General features: G+C 72.7%; 12 protein-coding genes. 6 read left to right on the top strand and 6 right to left on the bottom strand.

Annotation, left to right across the window (positions count from 1 at the left end; translation table 11 throughout):
• Nucleotides 1-33: 33 nt before the first annotated feature.
• Genes MKL01_RS08525 through MKL01_RS08500 form a run of 6 tightly spaced genes read right to left on the bottom strand, consistent with a single transcriptional unit; the run spans nt 34 to nt 7,604 of the window.
• Nucleotides 34-1,824, bottom strand: coding sequence for an alpha/beta fold hydrolase (locus MKL01_RS08525; protein WP_243904783.1), 1,791 nt, complete (start codon nt 1,822-1,824; stop codon nt 34-36).
• Nucleotides 1,814-4,249, bottom strand: a complete 2,436-nt coding sequence (locus tag MKL01_RS08520) for a glycosyl hydrolase 2 galactose-binding domain-containing protein (protein WP_243904782.1) — start codon at nt 4,247-4,249, stop codon at nt 1,814-1,816. Before MKL01_RS08520 ends, MKL01_RS08525 begins: the two co-directional genes overlap by 11 nt.
• Before the next feature lie 8 nt (nt 4,250-4,257).
• Nucleotides 4,258-5,229 carry a DUF1839 family protein gene (locus tag MKL01_RS08515; protein ID WP_243904781.1) on the bottom strand — a complete coding sequence of 324 codons (972 nt, stop codon included), beginning with the start codon at nt 5,227-5,229 and terminating at the stop codon, nt 4,258-4,260.
• 4 nt (nt 5,230-5,233) lie between these two features.
• Nucleotides 5,234-6,190, bottom strand: coding sequence for an amino acid--[acyl-carrier-protein] ligase (locus tag MKL01_RS08510; RefSeq protein WP_243904780.1), 957 nt, complete (start codon nt 6,188-6,190; stop codon nt 5,234-5,236).
• Entirely contained in the window at nt 6,190-7,353 is a 1,164-nt protein-coding gene (locus MKL01_RS08505) for an acyl-CoA dehydrogenase family protein (protein WP_243904779.1), read from the bottom strand. The genes MKL01_RS08510 and MKL01_RS08505 overlap by 1 nt, the downstream gene beginning before the upstream one ends.
• Nucleotides 7,350-7,604, bottom strand: coding sequence for an acyl carrier protein (locus MKL01_RS08500; protein ID WP_243904778.1), 255 nt, complete (start codon nt 7,602-7,604; stop codon nt 7,350-7,352). The genes MKL01_RS08505 and MKL01_RS08500 overlap by 4 nt, the downstream gene beginning before the upstream one ends.
• A 387-nt stretch (nt 7,605-7,991) precedes the next feature.
• Between MKL01_RS08500 and MKL01_RS08495 the strand changes: the two genes are divergently transcribed.
• From MKL01_RS08495 to MKL01_RS08470, 6 genes are all read left to right on the top strand, one after another.
• Nucleotides 7,992-9,080 carry an acyltransferase family protein gene (locus MKL01_RS08495; protein ID WP_243904777.1) on the top strand — a complete coding sequence of 363 codons (1,089 nt, stop codon included), beginning with the start codon at nt 7,992-7,994 and terminating at the stop codon, nt 9,078-9,080.
• A gap of 367 nt (nt 9,081-9,447) precedes the next feature.
• A complete protein-coding gene (locus tag MKL01_RS08490) occupies nt 9,448-10,617 on the top strand; it encodes a glycosyltransferase (protein WP_243904776.1) in 1,170 nt (389 codons plus the stop codon).
• Nucleotides 10,618-10,628: 11 nt separating this feature from the next.
• Nucleotides 10,629-12,839 (top strand): GumC family protein, encoded by a 2,211-nt coding sequence (locus tag MKL01_RS08485; RefSeq protein ID WP_243904775.1) that lies wholly within the window; start codon nt 10,629-10,631, stop codon nt 12,837-12,839.
• The gene (locus MKL01_RS08480; RefSeq protein ID WP_243904774.1) at nt 12,836-14,062 is read left to right on the top strand and encodes a glycosyltransferase; all 1,227 of its coding nucleotides are present in this window, start codon (nt 12,836-12,838) and stop codon (nt 14,060-14,062) included. The genes MKL01_RS08485 and MKL01_RS08480 overlap by 4 nt, the downstream gene beginning before the upstream one ends.
• Nucleotides 14,063-14,135: 73 nt before the next feature.
• On the top strand, nt 14,136-15,272 hold the full coding sequence (locus tag MKL01_RS08475; RefSeq protein WP_243904773.1) for a glycosyltransferase family 4 protein: 1,137 nt from the start codon (nt 14,136-14,138) through the stop codon (nt 15,270-15,272).
• Nucleotides 15,253-16,500, top strand: a complete 1,248-nt coding sequence (locus MKL01_RS08470; RefSeq protein ID WP_243904772.1) for a glycosyltransferase family 4 protein — start codon at nt 15,253-15,255, stop codon at nt 16,498-16,500. The genes MKL01_RS08475 and MKL01_RS08470 overlap by 20 nt, the downstream gene beginning before the upstream one ends.
• The last annotated feature ends 2 nt before the right edge of the window (nt 16,501-16,502 follow it).

The raw sequence follows: 16,502 nt of genomic DNA, 5'->3' as shown, positions 1-16,502 counted from the left end.
GCCGGGCGAGGCCCACCCGGCGGAGGCCGTGCCTCACATCCAGCCCGCCGCGGCGAGCATGATCCCGGAGCCGAGGGGATGCGCCCCGTCCGGCAGCGCCGCCGGTGCGCGCCGCACGGCGTGGAGGAGGTCGCGCAGGGCGCGCGCGAGGGGTTCCTGCGTCTCGGGTGAGCCGAGGTTGTGATCGGCACCCGGCACCACGATCACCGGCGCGCCGAGGCGTTCGTCGGCCCGGCCGGGAAAGCGTCCGAGATGCCGGCGCACGGCGACCAGGCCGGGATCGCCAGCGCTATAGAGCAGGCGGATCTCGGCACCCCGGCGCCGGAGTGCCGCGATGCGCCGGGCGACGGACCCGGCCCGGGCTCCGGGCTGCCACACCCGGCGGACGCGCCGGAGCGCCGAAACCGCGCCCCGTCGGGCCAGGACGCCGGCGATCGCCCGCACGGCGATCTTCCCGGACAGCAGGCGTCGCCACGTCGCGCCCTGCTTGAGGAGCGCCGCGTAGGTGTGGGCGCTTCCGAAGGTCTGGCGGATGACGCGGTCGAGGTCCTGATCCGGGTCCCAATCGAAGCAGTAGAGATTGATCAGGAGTGCCCCGTCGATGCGGGGGTCCCGGCAGAGGGCGTGGAACGCCGCGTAGGCGCCGCTGCAGCCGCCGACCAGCACGAGCGGACCGCCCGTCTCGGCGACGTGGTCGACGAGCGCGACGATGTCGGCGTATCCGTCCGGCGCGAAGAGCGGCCTGCGGTCGTCCGGCCGGTCCTCGCTGTCGCCGATTCCCCGCAGATCGAAGCGGAAGGAGACGACGCCTTCGGCCGCGAGGCTGCGGGCGAGGGTCGTGGTCTGGCGTCCCCAGCCGGAATGCACCGTCATGCCGGTCGACACGAAGAGCACCGCGGGGGCCGCGGAGCCCGGCCGGAGCGGCCCGCACCGGATCCCGAACAGGCCCGGGACGGACTGGACCGAATCCTCCACCCAGTCGGATCCCGCCAGCCGTGCCGGAGGCAGGACCGGCGGGAAGGCCGCGGACATCGCCATGTCCTTCGCCGCGAAGGCCGCGACGCGGCCGAAATCCGCCTCCGGGACGCTCGCGAAGATCGGATCGCCGACGAGCTGGGCGAGGCCCGGGAACGGTCCCGCGGTCACGGCGCAGCCGAGGGCGCCGAGGCGGGCGGCCAGCGCCTTGGTGTCGGGGGCGAGGAGCAGGACGCGGGACGCGGGAGGCCGCTCGATCCGCGTGAGGTTCAGGTCGGCGAGGTCGGCGAGGAAGGCGGCTTCCAGGCAAAACCCGCCGACTTCGAGACGATCCGCCGCCTGCGGCGGGACCGAGCCGTCCGGCAGACGGTCGATCGTCCGGGCGCGCAGCCGCATCTCGCGCAGGTAGGCGCGGCCGCTGGCGACCGGCGCCAGCAGGACCAGGCGGTCCACCGGTTCCGCCTCGGCCGCCAGCGCCGCGAAGGTGGCACCGAGGCGAAGGCCGACGAGGACGACCTCGACGACCCCGGCCGTCTCGCGCAGCCAGCGGACGGCTCGGCGGATCGCCGCGACGCAGTCGCCGACCCGCGCCGCTCCGGGATCGGCCGAGTCGCCCTCCCCGGGGTAGTCGAAGCGCAGCGTCGGGCAGCCCGCGGCCGCGAGTTGGCCGGCCAGCGCCCGCCAGGGCCGGTGGGCCGCCATCTGCTCGAATCCGTGCGCCCCGCAGAGGACCACGCCGCGCCGCCCCACCGCCGGATGGAACCAGCCGAACAGGCCGTCGAACGTCACCGGGGCGGGCTCGAACGGCTTTCCGGACCGCCGGGTCTCGGGTCTCACCTCACGCGTCATGACCGAAATCCACGATCTCGTTGCTGTTGATCGCGCGGACGCTGCCGCGCGGGAGCCGGGCACAGCCCGGGAAGGCGATGACCCGCGTCGTCCCCGGCGCGAGGTGCAGGTAATTGTCGTCGGGCTGCGCTTGGGGGACGTTTACCTGCACCCCGCGCGCGAGGCGTTCCGTAGCGATCCGCAGCCCGGGGCCGGCGGCCGTCACCACGGCCTCGGCGCGCAGGCCCACCGCCTCCCGGGCGATCGGGCCGTCCCCGGGAAAGTGGAAGCTCTCGGCGACGACTGCCCCGTCCGGGCCGGTCAGCCGGGCGTGGGCGACGTCGTGGATGCGCGGTCCGAACCGGTAGCTGTCGGCGGCGTCGAGGAACCGGCCGAGCAGCGCGGCGGACGACAGCGTCAGACCGGACCGGGGGTCGAGCACGAGGCCCCGCTCGGCCCGGGCCGCGACCCGGCCGCCGGCATCGCACAGGGTCAGTTCCAGGGTCAGCGCCCGGACCGCGTCCGTCTCGTTGAGGACGTGAAGGTGCAGCCCGTCGAGGCCCTCGTCGGTGATGGCGAGCTGCACGGGGCGGAACGCGCGCCTGAGGGCGTACCAGGCCGATTTCGGACGCCCGGTCCAGTCGAGGACGCCCCAGCCCGCCCCCGGCGCGAGGTCGCTCAGGGACAGGACCAGTCCCCCCGCCGTCGGCGAACGCGGCCTGCGCCACTCCGCGAAGGTCGCCTCCATCACCTCGGCCACGGCCGCGCGCCCGAGTTCGAGGTAGCGCTCCGGATCGCCGGCGCGCAGCGCGGCCGGATCGACCCCGTAGAGCAGGCCGACATAGTGGTCGCGCACGTCCTCGAAATCCCACTCGGCGCCCCGGTCGCGGGGGATGCCGGCGGCCCAGCGCGGATCGCCCGGCCCCGCGGGACCGGCGGTCCCGGGCTCGGGCGGGTTGGCGAAGGCGAGGCACTCGCTGGCAAATCCCACCTCCGCCCGGCGGGCATCCGCGAGGGGGCGGCGATAGGCGCCGACGCCGAAGTAATGGGTGCAGCCCTCGCGGGGCCCGAACGGCATCGCGCCGCCGGACGGCGAATTGGGCACCACCACGAGGTCGGGGCGCAGCGCCGCCGCCAGCGTCGGCAGCGTCGTCGCGCAGAAGGCATCGGCCCAGACGGCGCGCGGGGCGCCGAGCATCGCGGCCTGCTGCCAGACCTCGCTGCCGCCGCAGAGGACGCTGAGCGACGGCGCGGTCTGCGTGCGGTCGAGGAACGCCGTCACCTCGCGGCTCAGGCGGCCGGCGAAGTCGGGATCGTCGTGCGGGTAGTCGAAATTCGCCAGCATCAGGTCCTGCCAGACCAGGATGCCGAGTTCGTCGCACAGGTCGAAGACGTCCGACGCCGGGTAGAGCGTGGTTCCGGGCACGCGCAGCATGTTCATCCCGGCCTCGCGGGCGCGGGCGAGCCGCGCACTTGTGTCGTCGGCACCGAGCCCGACGAGGTCCGGCGGCGTCCAGATGGCGCCGCGGCAGAAGACCGGCACGCCGTTGACCGCCAGCGACAGGCCGTCCTCGAAGGGCCGCGCCAGCGATACGGTCCGGAAACCGACCCGGCCGAGATCGACCGGCGCGCCGTCGACGCGCGCCGACACCGGGTGGAGATGCGGCGTCCCATGGGTGTGCGGCCACCAAGGTGCGATGCCCGGGAGGGCCAGTTCGCCCGAAAATAGACCGGGCTCGATCTCGGCGAGCGGCGCTTCGCGCCCGCCGCAGACGAGCACGACGGCGGAGGCGCCCCCGTCGATCCGCAGGCGCGCAGCCAGACGGCCGGTCTCCCCGTCGAGGGAGGCGCGCAGGTCGGCCGCCGCGGGTCCGGGACGGACGGCCTCCAGCGTCACAGGCCCGTAGGGGCCGACGAGATCGATCTCCGGGCACCAGCCCGGCATGAACCCGAGAAGGCTGGTGCGCACGTGGCGCAGCGATCCGGGGGTGATCATGCGCGGGCGCCAGCGTCCGCGCCGGGCCGGGCGGTCGAGTTCCGCACGCAGGGACCGGAAGCAGAGGGCGAGATCGGCCTCCGCGCCGAGGTCGGCCTCCACGGTCTGCGGCTCGAACATCGAGCGGGAGGTCAGGACCGGCACGCCGTCGAGCCAGATTTCGGCCAGGGTCGCCAGGCCCTCGAAGCGCAGGCGGAACCGTCCGGGGCCGGCGAGGCGGGTCCGATACCAGACGTCGCGGTCGTGGATCGGCTCGGGGGCCGTCTCGGTCCAGCGGCCGGCCGCACGCAGGGCCGATGCGGCAGTGCCGGGCACGGAGGCCGGGATCCAGCCGGTCACCCGGTCGAGGTCGCCGGGGCCCGCGCAGGCCCCGGGCTGCGTCATCGCCAGGCACCAGGGCCCCGGCGGGGCCTGCGGCACCCGGCCTTCGACGCTGCGGATGCGGGCCATCGCTCGACCTAGGGCACCAGCGCCCGGTCGAGCGACGCGAAGACGCGCTCGTAGGTCGCGGCCAAGCGGTCGAGGCGGGGCGCCAACCCGTCGGCATTGCGGCGATGGAAGGCGCGGGCGAGCTGGAACTGGAAGGCCTTCGCCTCCCGGCTCAGGTCGGCGGCGACCTCGGCGACGGCCGCGAAGGTGCCGGCGCCCTGCGCCTCGAGCCAGGCGAGGTGGCTCGCCAGCATCTCGAAATTCGCACCGAGCTGGCGCGTCGTGTTGAACGCGTAGGCGTGGAACACGCTGAGCGGCTGGACGACCAAACCGCCGGCGGTCGCCGCGAGGGCGTCGCGGAAGGCCAGCACCGGGTTGCGCCGCGGCGCCCGGGCGCGGTGCCGCACCAGCAGCTCGCGGGCGGCGCCCGGCAGGTCGGCCGGGCTCAGGGGCGGCGCCACCGCCTTCACGAACTCGGCGTAGGGAGGCAGCGTCGACGGGCCGAAGATCCCGGCATAATCGGCCCCCGAGAGCCGGAAGCGGCCCGCATTGTGGAGGTAGTCGAGCTCGCCGGAAGCCGGATCGAGGGCCAGGATGCCGATCGTCGTCTTGGCGTGCTCCCGGCCGTAGGTCGTCCCGTGCGTGTCGGGCAGGTGGATGGCGTCGACCTCGACCAGCACGGGCCGGCCCGCCTTCGCCTGGATCAGGGCCTGCGCCTCGATCCCCGCATAGACCGCCAGCTCCAGCACCTCCAGGCCGTAGAGACGCTCGATGTCGCCCGGCGGCGGCTTGAAGAAGGTGAACTGGTCGCCCTCGAAATCCTGGCGCAGGGTGAAGCCCAGCATGGCCTCCGGCGCGAGGCCGCGGCCGTGCAGCAGCTCGATCCAGAGATCCACGTAGCAGTTCGTCTCCGGCCAATCCCGGTCGGGATCGTGGAGCCGATGCGGGACGTGGACCCCCGCGGCCCCGAGTCCCGGCGGAAGGCGGAGGGCGGCGGTCACCGCCTCAGCCCCACAGCGCGGCGCGCACGGCCTCGGGCCAGGCGGCGAGGTCGAGTCCGTGGTGGCGCAGCAGCGCCAGGGTGATCCGCTCCAGTCCGAAGCCCACGCAGGCCGTGTGGGCGACCTCGCCGTCGGCCTGACGCAGCTCCCAGGTGCTGCCGAAATGGTCCTGGTGGTAGTTGAAGCTGAGGCAGGCGGTCGGCTTCTCGACGCTGTTGACCGGGACGTTCAGCTCGAACTTGAGCCCTTGCGCCCGCTGGTTGTTGGCGAGCATCCGACCGGCCCGCCCGAAGAACGGGTCGTTGGCGGCGTCGATGGCGACCGGCAGGCCGAGGTCGCGCATCATGGCCGTGCCGCGTTCGAGCCAGGATTCGCGGAACGCCAGCACCTGCTCGGGGCTGCCCATGCGGACGTACTCGCGCATCCGGAAGAGCTGCATCCGGGTCGGCTCGAGGGAGGGCTCGCGCCGGAAGCAGTAGGATTGCAGGTCGAACAGCCGGCCCCCGGCGGGGAGCGCGCCGCGGGCGGCGGCGACGGGATAGAGGGGGTAGCACGCGGCCGGCGTCAAGACGACGTCGGTGGCCTCCTGCTGGCCCGTCCAGTCGCGCCCGGCCTCGACGCAGGCGAGGATCTCGGCATGGCCCGCGGAATCACCGCAGAAGCTGTGGACGGTGCCCGCGAGGTTCGGGAAGCCCTTGAGGTAGCCGCTCCGCTCGAAGGCCGGTCGGCTCATGCCGGGCGGGAAGCGCATCACCTCGGCGCCGTCCGCCGCGCCCAGGCGGGTGATCAGCCGGTCGAGGGCCTCGACGACGCTCTCGAACGCACCGCTGCGGCCGTAGAGGCCGTCGACCCCGGTGCGGATCAGCAGACCGTGGTCGAACAGCCGGTCCAGGAAGGTCGGACCACCGGCCGGCTCCTCGTCGGGCAGGACTTCGACGGTGGGGGAGGAGAAGGATTCCATCACGCGCTCATGAGCTGGCCGCTGCTCTTCTGCACGAGCAGGAGCTTGGCGGTGTTGGCGAGGATGCGGTCGTTGCCGATCATCAGCGGCGCCGAGAGGACGTCGCGCAGCGGTCGGCCCAGGCTGAAGGGCGTGTCGTTCTTGTATCCGGCGAGCCCGACGATCGACAGCGCGCGCCGCACGATGTCGACGGCCATGTCGGAGACGGTGACCTTCAGGTTGTTGAGCATCACGCAGAAGCCGAGGGAGCCGATCGTGTCGGCGTCGCCGTGCGCGTCCTCGAAGCGGCGCAGCGCCGCCACGATCGTGCCGCGCATCGCCTGGTGAGCGTTGGAGACCTCGGCCAGGCGCAGGGCCGTGGGCGGGACCTGGCCGGGCCGGCGGCGCGCCTCGGCCTGCACGAAGGCGCGGGCGCGGTCGACGGCGTAGCTCGCGATCCCGTACCAGACGCTGCTCCACAGCAGGTGGGACGAGGCCAGCATCGACTGGGCCGCGATCTCCGCGAAGGGCTTCGGCAGGATCTGCTCGACGGGCACGTCCCGGGCTTCCAGCCGGAAACCGTCGCTGCACGTGCCCCGCATGCCCAGCGTGTCCCAGTCGCCCGTGCGGACCAGCGAGATCTGGTCGGCCATGAGCGCCACGAGCACCTGATCGGACGTCGCCGCCTCCGGGTGGCGCCGGGCGGTCGCGAGGATCAGGTCGGCCTGTGCGCCGTAGGAGATCACCGACGCGTCCTTGCCGAGGGCGAAGACCTCGCCGCTGGTCTCCACCGCGCAGAGGCTGTTGCGCAGGTCGCCGCCGATGCCGGCTTCCGTGGTCGAGGACGCCACGAGCAGCTGCTCGCGGGCGATCCGCTCCATCAGCCGGCAGTGCCAGGCGCTGTCGAGGCCGTGGGTGACGAGGCTCGACACCTTGATGTGGTGCATCGCGAAGACCATCGCGGCCGCGCTGCAGGCCTGGCCGAGCGTGCTGCAGACCTCCGCGATCTGCGACAGCCCGGCTCCCTCGCCGCCGAACTGGCCCGGGATCTGAAGGCCCAGAAGGCGCTCGGCCTTCAGGGCGGCGACCGCCTCCGCGGGGAAGCGGCCCTCGCGATCGACGGCGTCGGCGTGGCACGCCGCCACCGCCGCCGCCCGATCGGCGCGCGCGGCCAGGGTGGTCATGCGGCGTCCCGACAGATCAGGGTGGAGACGGCCTCGCGGATCGCCCGGATCGTCGCGAACGACTTGCGGTTCAGGAGGCTGTCGGGGAATTCGACGTCGAACCGCTCCTCGAGCGCCAGCATCAGCTGCACCGAGCCGAAGGAGTCCAGTCCCATGTCGAAGAGGCTGTCATCCTCGGAGAGCCGATCGGCTTTTCCGGCGAAAGCTTCATTCGATCCGAGAACCTCGCGGATGTCCTGTGTGATGTCCAAGGCGGAACTCCTACGTTCAGTCATCCGTACACTATTGAGCCGGGCAGCCGGAGGTCAAATAGTCTATTTGTTAATAGTAAATCCGCCGGCCGTGCCCGCCGCTGGAATGACGGTCCAGGGGCGACGCTCCGCACCGCGCCAGCCAGCCCATATTGGGCGACAGTACCTTTCCAATGACTTTCCAATCAGAAATTCGGATTGTTTCAGCCCGGACTTGTGGAGAACATCGATCGTCTCCGAGGGATATCGCCTGGTATCCAGGCTCCGCGAGGACACTGCATTTAGGAAGATTCCCGAGATTTCGTGACTCGGCGGATCCGGATCCGCCATGGTGGCCCCGCCTCGCCCGGACCGGGCGGGCGATGTCCCGCGAGCGGCCGGCGCGCCATGATTTACAATCTGCAGATCCTGCGTGCCCTCGCGGCCTACCTCGTATTCCTGACGCATTTCGGCCAGTACGCGGGGCCGGTCCTGCCGAAACCGGATATCCTGACCTTCGGCGCCTTTGGCGTGGACGTCTTCTTCGTCCTGTCCGGCTTCATCATGTTCGTGAGCACCCGAGGACGCGGCGAGAGCGCCGGCGCGTTCCTGCTGCGGCGGGCGGTGCGCGTGGTGCCGGTCTACTGGCTCGTCACCGTCGGTCTCGCCCTCATCGCGATGACCGGCCTGAAGCCCATCGGCATCGTCGAACTACGGCCGGAATACTTGGTGCAGTCGTTGCTGTTCCTGCCGTTCTCGCGGGGCGGCTACGTCGAGCCGCTGGTCTCGGTCGGCTGGACGCTCAACTACGAGATGTTCTTCTACACTATCTTCGCCGGGCTGATGCTGGTGCCGACGCTGGCCCAGAGGGCGCTGGCCGCCGGGGCGATCTTCCTCGGGCTGGCGCTTCTCGGGCTTTTGCCCCTGCCAGGCCTCTACTGGGCGTTCTACACGAAACCGATCGTGCTTGAGTTCGCCGCCGGCATCGGGCTCGGCTACGCCTATCTGCGCCTCCCCGCCCCGGGCCCCGACTTTCCGACCCGGCGCGTGGCGGGGGCGGCTGTCGCGGCAGCCGGCCTGCTCGTCCTCGGCGGCCAGGCTGCCGCCGATCTCTACGACGTCGCGGCCGAACCGGCCGGCTTTGTCCGGCCCCTGGTCTGGGGTTCGGCCGCGGCCCTGATCGTCGGCGCGATGCTGCTGCTGGAGCGGGCCGGCCTCACGCTGCGCTCGCGCTGGCTGCTCGCGCAGGGCAATGCCAGCTACGCGTTCTATCTGGTCCACAATCTGCTGCTGCACACCACCGCGAAGGTGGCCTCGTCGCTGCCGGTTCCGGGCCCCGTTCGGCTCGCGCTGATCCTAGTGGCCGCGTTCGCGGCCTCGGCATGGATCGGGGACCTGCTCCACCGGCAGGTGGAGGCGCCGCTGAGCGCCGCTCTACGCCGCCGCCTCGATCGGCGGCCGGCGGCGGCGCCCGTACCGGGTGCTCTGACGCGATAGTAACGACCCTGAGCTGGTCAGCGCCGCGGACCCGTATCGGCGCGGCCGCGCGGGACGGGGGCGTTTCTCCACGGCCGGGCGCGGAGGCCAGTTGCGCGAACGCACGCCCCGGGCCGCGGGCTCCGGCAAGGCGTTGCCGGGGCCGGAACGCATTGAAGTTAAGGTTAACATTGAGATTGAATTAATTCTATCTAAGCGCTTTTCCCGACTTCCGGATATTATCGCTGCACTGCATCTTACGTATTGACGTCTTTTTTATGTGTGCGAGCTCTACTGTCGCCGAGTGGGTAGTGCACTCACCGCCGACGTCAGACCGGCAGGGCGAACTGCGATCGACCGGGCCCTGCGCACCGACGAGGAAGCTGCGATGCGTGTCGCGATTGTACACGACTGGTTGTATGTGGTCGGAGGCGCCGAGCGGGTCCTGGAGCAGTTGCTCAGGATCTATCCCGGCGCGGACGTGTTCGCGCTGTTCGACTTCCTGCCGGAGGCGGATCGGGTGCGCCTCGGCTACGCGCACGCCCAGACCAGCTTCCTCCAGCGCATGCCCTTCGCGCGGACGCGGCACCGCAGCTACCTGCCGCTGATGCCGCTCGCCATCGAGCAGTTCGACCTGTCGGCCTACGACCTCGTGATCTCCAGCAGCTACGCGGTGGCCAAGGGTGTCCTCACCGGGCCCGACCAGCTGCACATCTCCTACGTCCACTCGCCCATGCGCTACGCCTGGGACATGCAGCACACCTACCTCCGGGAGAGCGGCTGCGACGCCGGGATCAAGAGCGTGCTCGCCCGCCTGGTCCTGCACCGGATGCGCGTGTGGGACTTCCGCACGGCGGCCGGACCGAACGCCATCGTGGCCAACTCGGCCTTCGTGGCCCGGCGCATCAAGAAGGTCTACGGCCGCAGCTCGGAGGTGATCCATCCGCCGATCACGCTGTCGAGCGAACGCTTCGACGGGCCGCGGGGGAACCACTTCCTCGTCGCGAGCCGGCTCGTTCCCTACAAGAACGTCGAGGCGGTGGTGCGCGCCTTCGCGCTGCTTCCGGACCTTCAGCTCGTCGTGGCCGGCACCGGTCCGGACGCCACGCATCTGCGGGAGATCGCCGGCCCCAACGTGTCGTTCGCCGGCTTCGTCTCCGACGACGGGCTGCGCCACCTCATGGCCACCGCCCGCGCCTTCATCTTCGCCGCGGAGGAGGATTTCGGCATCATCGTGCTGGAGGCCTCCTCGGAGGGCACGCCGGTGCTCGCGCTCGGCCGCGGAGGGGCGCGGGAGACGGTCCAGGTGCGGGGACCGCAGCGCACCGGGATGTTCTTCGACGCGCCCGAGCCCGAGGCCGTGGCGACCTGCGTGCGGCGGTTCATCCAGCAGGAGGGCCACTTCACCCGCGAGGCCTGCCGGGCGCAGGCCGAGATGTTCTCGGCCGAGACGTTCCGGCTGCGGTTCTCGCGCTTCGTGGAGGAGCAGATGGCCCTGCACCGGGCCGCCTGCGAGACCCGGCCGCGCATCCTTCCCCGCCTCGAAGCTGTGGGCTGAGGACCATGTCCATGTCGCTCGTGACTGTCGATCTGGCCGACCGGTCGCCGGCCCGCGTTGTGCCGCACCAAGCCGCCCCCCAGGACAAGGAGCGCGGCGGGGTCTTCGCCGCGCCCCTTGCCCGGATCTGGCGCCGCCGCACCCTGTTCGCCGCGGTGTTCGCGCTGGTCCTCGGCCTCGCGGTCACCGCGCTGATGCTGATCCCGCCGCAATACGTGGCGAGCGGCTCGGTGATCGTGGCGGAGGCCGAACCCGGCGCCCACAACGCCTCGATGGCCTGGATCCAGAAGATCGGCGACCCCGCCGACATCGAGAGCCAGATCCTGGTGATCCGCTCCCCCCGGCTGCTGCGCCTCGCGATCGAGGACGGCCTCGCCGCCCACGTGCTGGCCGAGTGCCGCTATGCCGCCACGGGCGGCCGACCCGAGCGGATCACCGAGAAGAAGGCCGCGGCCTGCGTGAAGCTCACGACGGACCGCGACGCCCTCGTGGAGTATCTGCAGAAGCGCTACGCGGTCACCAGCTCCGGCCGGTCGCGCATCATCACCATCGGCTACAGGTCGCCCCTGCCCGAGACGGCGCAGACGATGGCCAACGCGCTGATCAACGCCTTCCTGGAGGACCAGCGCGAGGCCCAGGCCTCGAGCCGTAAGGCCGCGGCCGATTGGCTGCACACCGAGATCAACCAGCTCGACGAGTCGATCCGCGCGGACGAGACCCGGATCCAGACCTTCCGGCGGCGCAAGGGGCTGCTGAAGGGCGCCAGCGCGCCGATCAGCGCCGAGCGCCTCACCAACATCAGCCATCAGCTCGCCAACGCCGAGGCCGCGAAGGCGGACGCCGCCGCACGCCTGGGCGAGATCGAGAACAAGGGGGCCGGCGGCTACGAGAGCGCCCCCGCGGTGCTCGCCAGCCCGACCATCGGGGCGCTCAAGCAGCAGCTCAGCGGCGTCAGCGCGCAGCTCGCCAACCAGAGCACCCTTCTCGGCGCCAACCACCCGGCGATCAAGGCGCTGATGACCGAGCGGGCGAGCCTGCGCGCGCGCATCGAGCAGGAGATCGGCAACGTCGCGCAGGGCCTTCGGAAAACCTTCGAGGCGTCGAGCACGCTCGCCAAGGCGCTGCGCGCGCAGCTCGAGACCGCCAAGACCGAGGCGGCGGCCGCCATGGACGACGAGGCCTCGATCGAGGGCATGGTGCGCAACGCCGAGATCAAGCGCAACCGCTACGCCGATCTGGTGAAGCGGACGGGCGAGCTGGAGACCGAGCGGCGCATCCTCACCGGAAGCACGCGGCTGGTCAGCCTCGCCGAGCTGCCGCAGGAGCCGTTCTCGCCCAAGGCGGTACCGTTCATCGGCGGCGGGATCGTCCTCGCGGGGGTGCTGGCGGCGGCGGCGGCGCTGCTGCGCGACGTCACCGACCGGCGGGTCCGCACCTCGGCGCAGCTGATGGCCGGCACCGGCGCCCCGGTCTTCGCCCAGCTGCCGTGCCTGGAAGCTCCGGGGCTCGTCGGCCGGCTCGCCGATCGCCCGCGGGAACTCCGGCTGTCCGAGGCCCTGGCGCGGGCACGGGTCGACCCGACGATGCAGACGGTGCTGCGCAACCTGCACGCCCATCTCGTCCTGGCGGGGGGAAGCGCCTCCCGGGCCATCCTGGTCACCTCGTCGAAGCCCCGCGAGGGCAAGTCCTTCACGGCCTTCGCGATGGCCGGCATCGGCGCCGCCAACGGACGCCGCGTGCTCCTGGTCGAGTGCGACCTGCGCCGGCCGAACTTCGAGGCGTCCCTCGGCCTCGGGCGGAGCCCGGGACTTGGCGGGGTGCTCCGCGGGGAAGTCGGCCCGGCGGAGGCCGTCGTCTCGGCCGGCCGCTTCGACGTGATCCCGGCCGGGACGCCGACCGCGGATTCGACCGAGCTGCTGATGAGCGACCGCATGGTCGACTTCATCGCCTGGAGCCGCCGCTACGACCTCGTCCTGTTCGACACGCCGCCGACGAGCCTTCTGATGGACGCCTCGCTGCTCGCCCGCCACGTGGACGGCGTGCTCTGCTGCGCGCGCTACGGCCGCTCGCAGCTCTCGGACATCGTCGAGACCGTGGCGAACCTGCGCCGGGCGGGCGGCGTCGTGCTCGGCATCGCCATGACGATGGTCAGGCCGGGCCGGCAATCGACCTACGACGTGATGCCGCTTCCCGAGCCCCGCCGCGCCGAGGCGGTCCGATGACCGGCGTTCTGCCGGCCGAGGCGCTCTCCGAGCGGGCAACCGTGGACGGAAGCCGCGTCGCTCGGCCCGGGCACGGCGCCCGTCCCCGCGTCCTGTTCGTGAGCCACACCGGCACGATGTCGGGGGCGGAACTCGTCCTGCGCGACGCGGTCCGCCCCTGGCCCGGCTCGACCGCCTTCCTGTTCGAGGATGGCGCCTTCACCGACGTCCTGCGGGGCCTGGGCCTGGAGATCCGCCTGGCGCGCCGGGGCACCGGACTGTCGGGCCTGCGCCGGGACGCGTCGCCCCTGCGTGCCCTTCCGATGCTCGGCCGGCTCGGCGGCCTGGCCCTCGAGCTGGCGCGCGCCGCCCGCGCCTGCGACGTCGTCTACGCCAACTCGCAGAAGGCGTTCCTGCTGGCGGCGATCCCCGCACGGATCGTCGGGCGCCCGATCATCTGGCACCTCCACGACATCCTCGACGGCGCGCATTTCGGCTGGGCCCAGCGCACGCTGCAGGCGCGCCTCGCCAACCTCTGCGCGGCCCGGGTGATCGTGCCGTCGCAGGCCGCCGCGGACGCGTTCTGGCAGGCCGGCGGGCGGCCGTCCCTGGTGACGCTCGTGCCGAACGGCCTCGACCTCGACCGCGATCCCCGCACGCCCGAAGCGTTGCGGGCGGAGCTCGGCCTACCCGCCGGGCCGCTCATCGGCGTGTTCAGTCGCCTCGCGCCCTGGAAGGGGCAGGATGTGGTGATCGAGGCACTGGCGCGGCTGCCCGATGTCCGCTGCATCGTGGTCGGCGCGCCGCTTTTCGGCGAGGACGCGTACGCGGCGCACCTGCGGGACCTCGCAGCCGCGCGCGGCGTGGCGGACCGGGTGCTGTTCCTCGGCCAGCGCGGGGACGTGCCCAGGCTGATGCAGGCGGTGGACGCGGTGGTGCACCCCTCGATCGACCCCGAGCCGTTCGGCCGGACCCTCGTCGAGGCGATGCTGGCCGGCGTGCCGGTGGTCGCCACCGATGCGGGGGCCTCCGCGGAGATCCTCGACGGCGGCGCGGCCGGCACCCTCGTGCCGCCGCGGCAGCCGGATCGCCTCGCCGCCGCCCTCGCGGAGCTGCTCGCGAAGCCGGGCGCGGTCGCCGCGCGCACCCGCCTCGCCCGGGACCGGGCGCTGTCCCGCTACGGGGCGGCCCGGATGCAGCGCGATCTCGCCACGCTCATCAACCACGTCGCCGCCCGCGCCTGACGGGCCGGCGATCCCTCCCGACCGATCGCTCGCCGAGCGGTCCCGCGCAACGATCGGAGCCGTCAGAGTCGCCATGCCGCGCGTCCTCGTGAACATGCCCAGCCAGCATGCCGGCCGGCCCTCGGGGGTCGCCCTCGTCGCCTTCCGGGTCATGGCCGGGCTGATCGAGCGCGGCACGGTCTCGGTGGTTCTGCGCTCGCCCTGGACCCGTGAACAGCTGCCCGCGTCGATCCGCGACCGGATCGCGGTCGTCACGGTGCCGCGTCCGCGGGTCATGCTCCTCGACGTCCTGCGGCAGGCCATCACCGTCCCACGGCTGTGCCGGGCCCTGGCCATCGACGTGGTGCTGAACGTCGATCCCTACGGCGCGGCCTTCGGCGGCCGCGTGCGGGTCAGCGTGGTCCACGATCTCTACTTCCGAACGATGCCCGGCCGGGCTCGCACCCGCGAGGCCCTGACCACGGATCCGATCTTCCGGCTGGTCCTCGGGAAGAGCGCCCGGATCATCGCGGTCTCGGAGACGACGCGGCACGACCTCGGCCGCTTCTATCCCTCCCTCCGGGATCGGACTCAGACCGTGCCGTCCGCGGCGATGCTCGACCCCGCGGCGACCGATCCCGGATCCGAGCTCCCCGCCGGGCCCTACGTGCTGGCGGTCGGCAACGCCCTCTACAACAAGAATTTCGCCACGCTGGCCCGGGCCGTGGCCACGCTGGCGCGTCCCGGGCTCGGCATCGTTCACGTGGGCGAGGACCCGGACGAGGCGATCGCCGCCGCCCTCGGCGACGCGCCGGTCCGGCTGACCCGCCTGTCGCGGATCGGCGACGGCCGGCTCGCCGACCTCTACCGGGGCGCCCTGTGCCTGTGCGTGCCGTCCTTCGCCGAGGGGTTCTGCCTGCCGGTGCTGGAGGCGCAGGCGCTCGGCTGCCCGGTGGTCTGTTCGGACCGGTCGGCGACCCCCGAGATCGCCGGCGCGGGCGCCCTGACCTTCGATCCCGACGACGCCGCGGCCCTGGCCGCGTGCCTGCGCCGCCTCCTCGACGAGCCCGGCCTGCGGGGCGCGTTGATCGCCCGCGGTCACGACAATGCCCGCCGGTACGACTGGGCCGAGACCGCCCGCCGCTACGAGGCCCTGCTCCTCGGCGCCCTCCGGGATGCCGCGGGCGCGAACGACGCCCGGGAGGTGCCGCATGCGCATCCTGCACCTTAGCTCGCTCTATCCGCCCGAGCAGGTCGGCGGCGCCGAGCTGATGGTCGAGACCCTGGCGCGGAGCCAGGCCGGCCTCGGCCACGCCGTCGCGGTCGCCTGCGCGTCGCGCCAGGCCGAAGCGCCGCGCCTGCAGGACGGCGTCACGGTCTATCGGAGCGGCTACGGGACGCCGTTCCACATCCTCGACTGGCCGGAGCGCGGGCGCCTCGACCGCCTCCGCTACAAGCTCGCGACGCAGTGGAACCGGTCCACGCTCGCCCGGATGGCGGACGCGGTCAAGGACTTCGCCCCCGACCTCGTGAACACGCACTCGATCTCCGAGCTGTCGCCGGGGGTGTGGCCGATGCTCCGGCGGCTCGGGGTGCCGGTGGTGCATACGCTGCACGACTTCACCAGCCTCTGCACCAACGGCGCGATGGCGCGCCACGGCGAGGCCTGCGCCGGGCAGCACCTGAAGTGCCGGGTCTATGCGGGGCCGCACCGGCACTGCCAGCGGGCGGTGACGGCGGTCGCCGCGGTGGGCACCGACATCCTGGACCGCCACGTCGACGCCGGCTTCTTCGGCACGGTCCCGGCGGCGCTGCGCCGGGTGATCTGGAACCCGATCCCCCCGGGGCCGCCGCCGAACCGACCTCCGCGCGCGCCCGGCGCGCCGGTGACGTTCGGGTATCTCGGCCGCATCGAGCCTTCCAAGGGCAGCGACGTGCTGCTCGACGCCTGCCGGAGGCTGCCGGCGCAGGGCTGGCGGCTCGCCGTCGCCGGCCGGGCCGTGGACGGACTCGACCGCTACCGCGCCCTGGCAGATGGGCTGCCGGTGTCCTTCGTGGGCTACGCCGAGCGCGACGCCTTCCTGGACGGCATCGACTGTCTCGTGGTCCCCCCGGTCTGGCCGGAGCCCTTCGGCCGGACGGTGGCGGAAGCCTATGGCCGGGGCGTGCCGGTGATCGGCACGGCCGTCGGCGGGATCGGCGAGCAGGTCGGATACGGCCCCTGGCTCGTGCCGCCCGGCGACGCCCCCGCGCTCGCGGCCGCCATGGCCCGGATCGTCGCCGAACCCGGCCGGCTCGCGGAGGGGCTCGACCGGGCCGCCGTGATCCGCGCGGAAACCGATCCGGCCGCGGTCGCGGCCGCCTATCTCGACCTCTACGCCGCGACCCGCGGCGCGGCCTGTCCGGACCCCGTCCCTGCGCGCCCGGCGCGCCAGCACCTCAGCGAGTGCCGCCCATGATC

The sequence above is a fragment of the Methylobacterium sp. J-070 genome (assembly GCF_022829385.1).
In the GTDB taxonomy this organism is placed as follows: Bacteria; Pseudomonadota; Alphaproteobacteria; order Rhizobiales; family Beijerinckiaceae; genus Methylobacterium.
The sequence above is the reverse complement of the archived record's forward strand: the minus strand, read 5'-3'. Positions and strand labels throughout refer to the sequence as shown.

What these genes read in the sequence shown, in the direction of transcription:
- MKL01_RS08510 (WP_243904780.1), bottom strand. Translation starts at nt 6,190, where the DNA reads ATGGAATCCTTCTCCTCCCCCACCGTCGAAGTCCTGCCCGACGAGGAG.
- MKL01_RS08525 (WP_243904783.1), bottom strand. Translation starts at nt 1,824, where the DNA reads ATGACGCGTGAGGTGAGACCCGAGACCCGGCGGTCCGGAAAGCCGTTC.
- MKL01_RS08490 (WP_243904776.1), top strand. Translation starts at nt 9,448, where the DNA reads ATGCGTGTCGCGATTGTACACGACTGGTTGTATGTGGTCGGAGGCGCC.
- MKL01_RS08470 (WP_243904772.1), top strand. Translation starts at nt 15,253, where the DNA reads ATGCGCATCCTGCACCTTAGCTCGCTCTATCCGCCCGAGCAGGTCGGC.
- MKL01_RS08505 (WP_243904779.1), bottom strand. Translation starts at nt 7,353, where the DNA reads ATGACCACCCTGGCCGCGCGCGCCGATCGGGCGGCGGCGGTGGCGGCG.
- MKL01_RS08475 (WP_243904773.1), top strand. Translation starts at nt 14,136, where the DNA reads ATGCCGCGCGTCCTCGTGAACATGCCCAGCCAGCATGCCGGCCGGCCC.
- MKL01_RS08495 (WP_243904777.1), top strand. Translation starts at nt 7,992, where the DNA reads ATGATTTACAATCTGCAGATCCTGCGTGCCCTCGCGGCCTACCTCGTA.
- MKL01_RS08520 (WP_243904782.1), bottom strand. Translation starts at nt 4,249, where the DNA reads ATGGCCCGCATCCGCAGCGTCGAAGGCCGGGTGCCGCAGGCCCCGCCG.
- MKL01_RS08485 (WP_243904775.1), top strand. Translation starts at nt 10,629, where the DNA reads ATGTCGCTCGTGACTGTCGATCTGGCCGACCGGTCGCCGGCCCGCGTT.
- MKL01_RS08480 (WP_243904774.1), top strand. Translation starts at nt 12,836, where the DNA reads ATGACCGGCGTTCTGCCGGCCGAGGCGCTCTCCGAGCGGGCAACCGTG.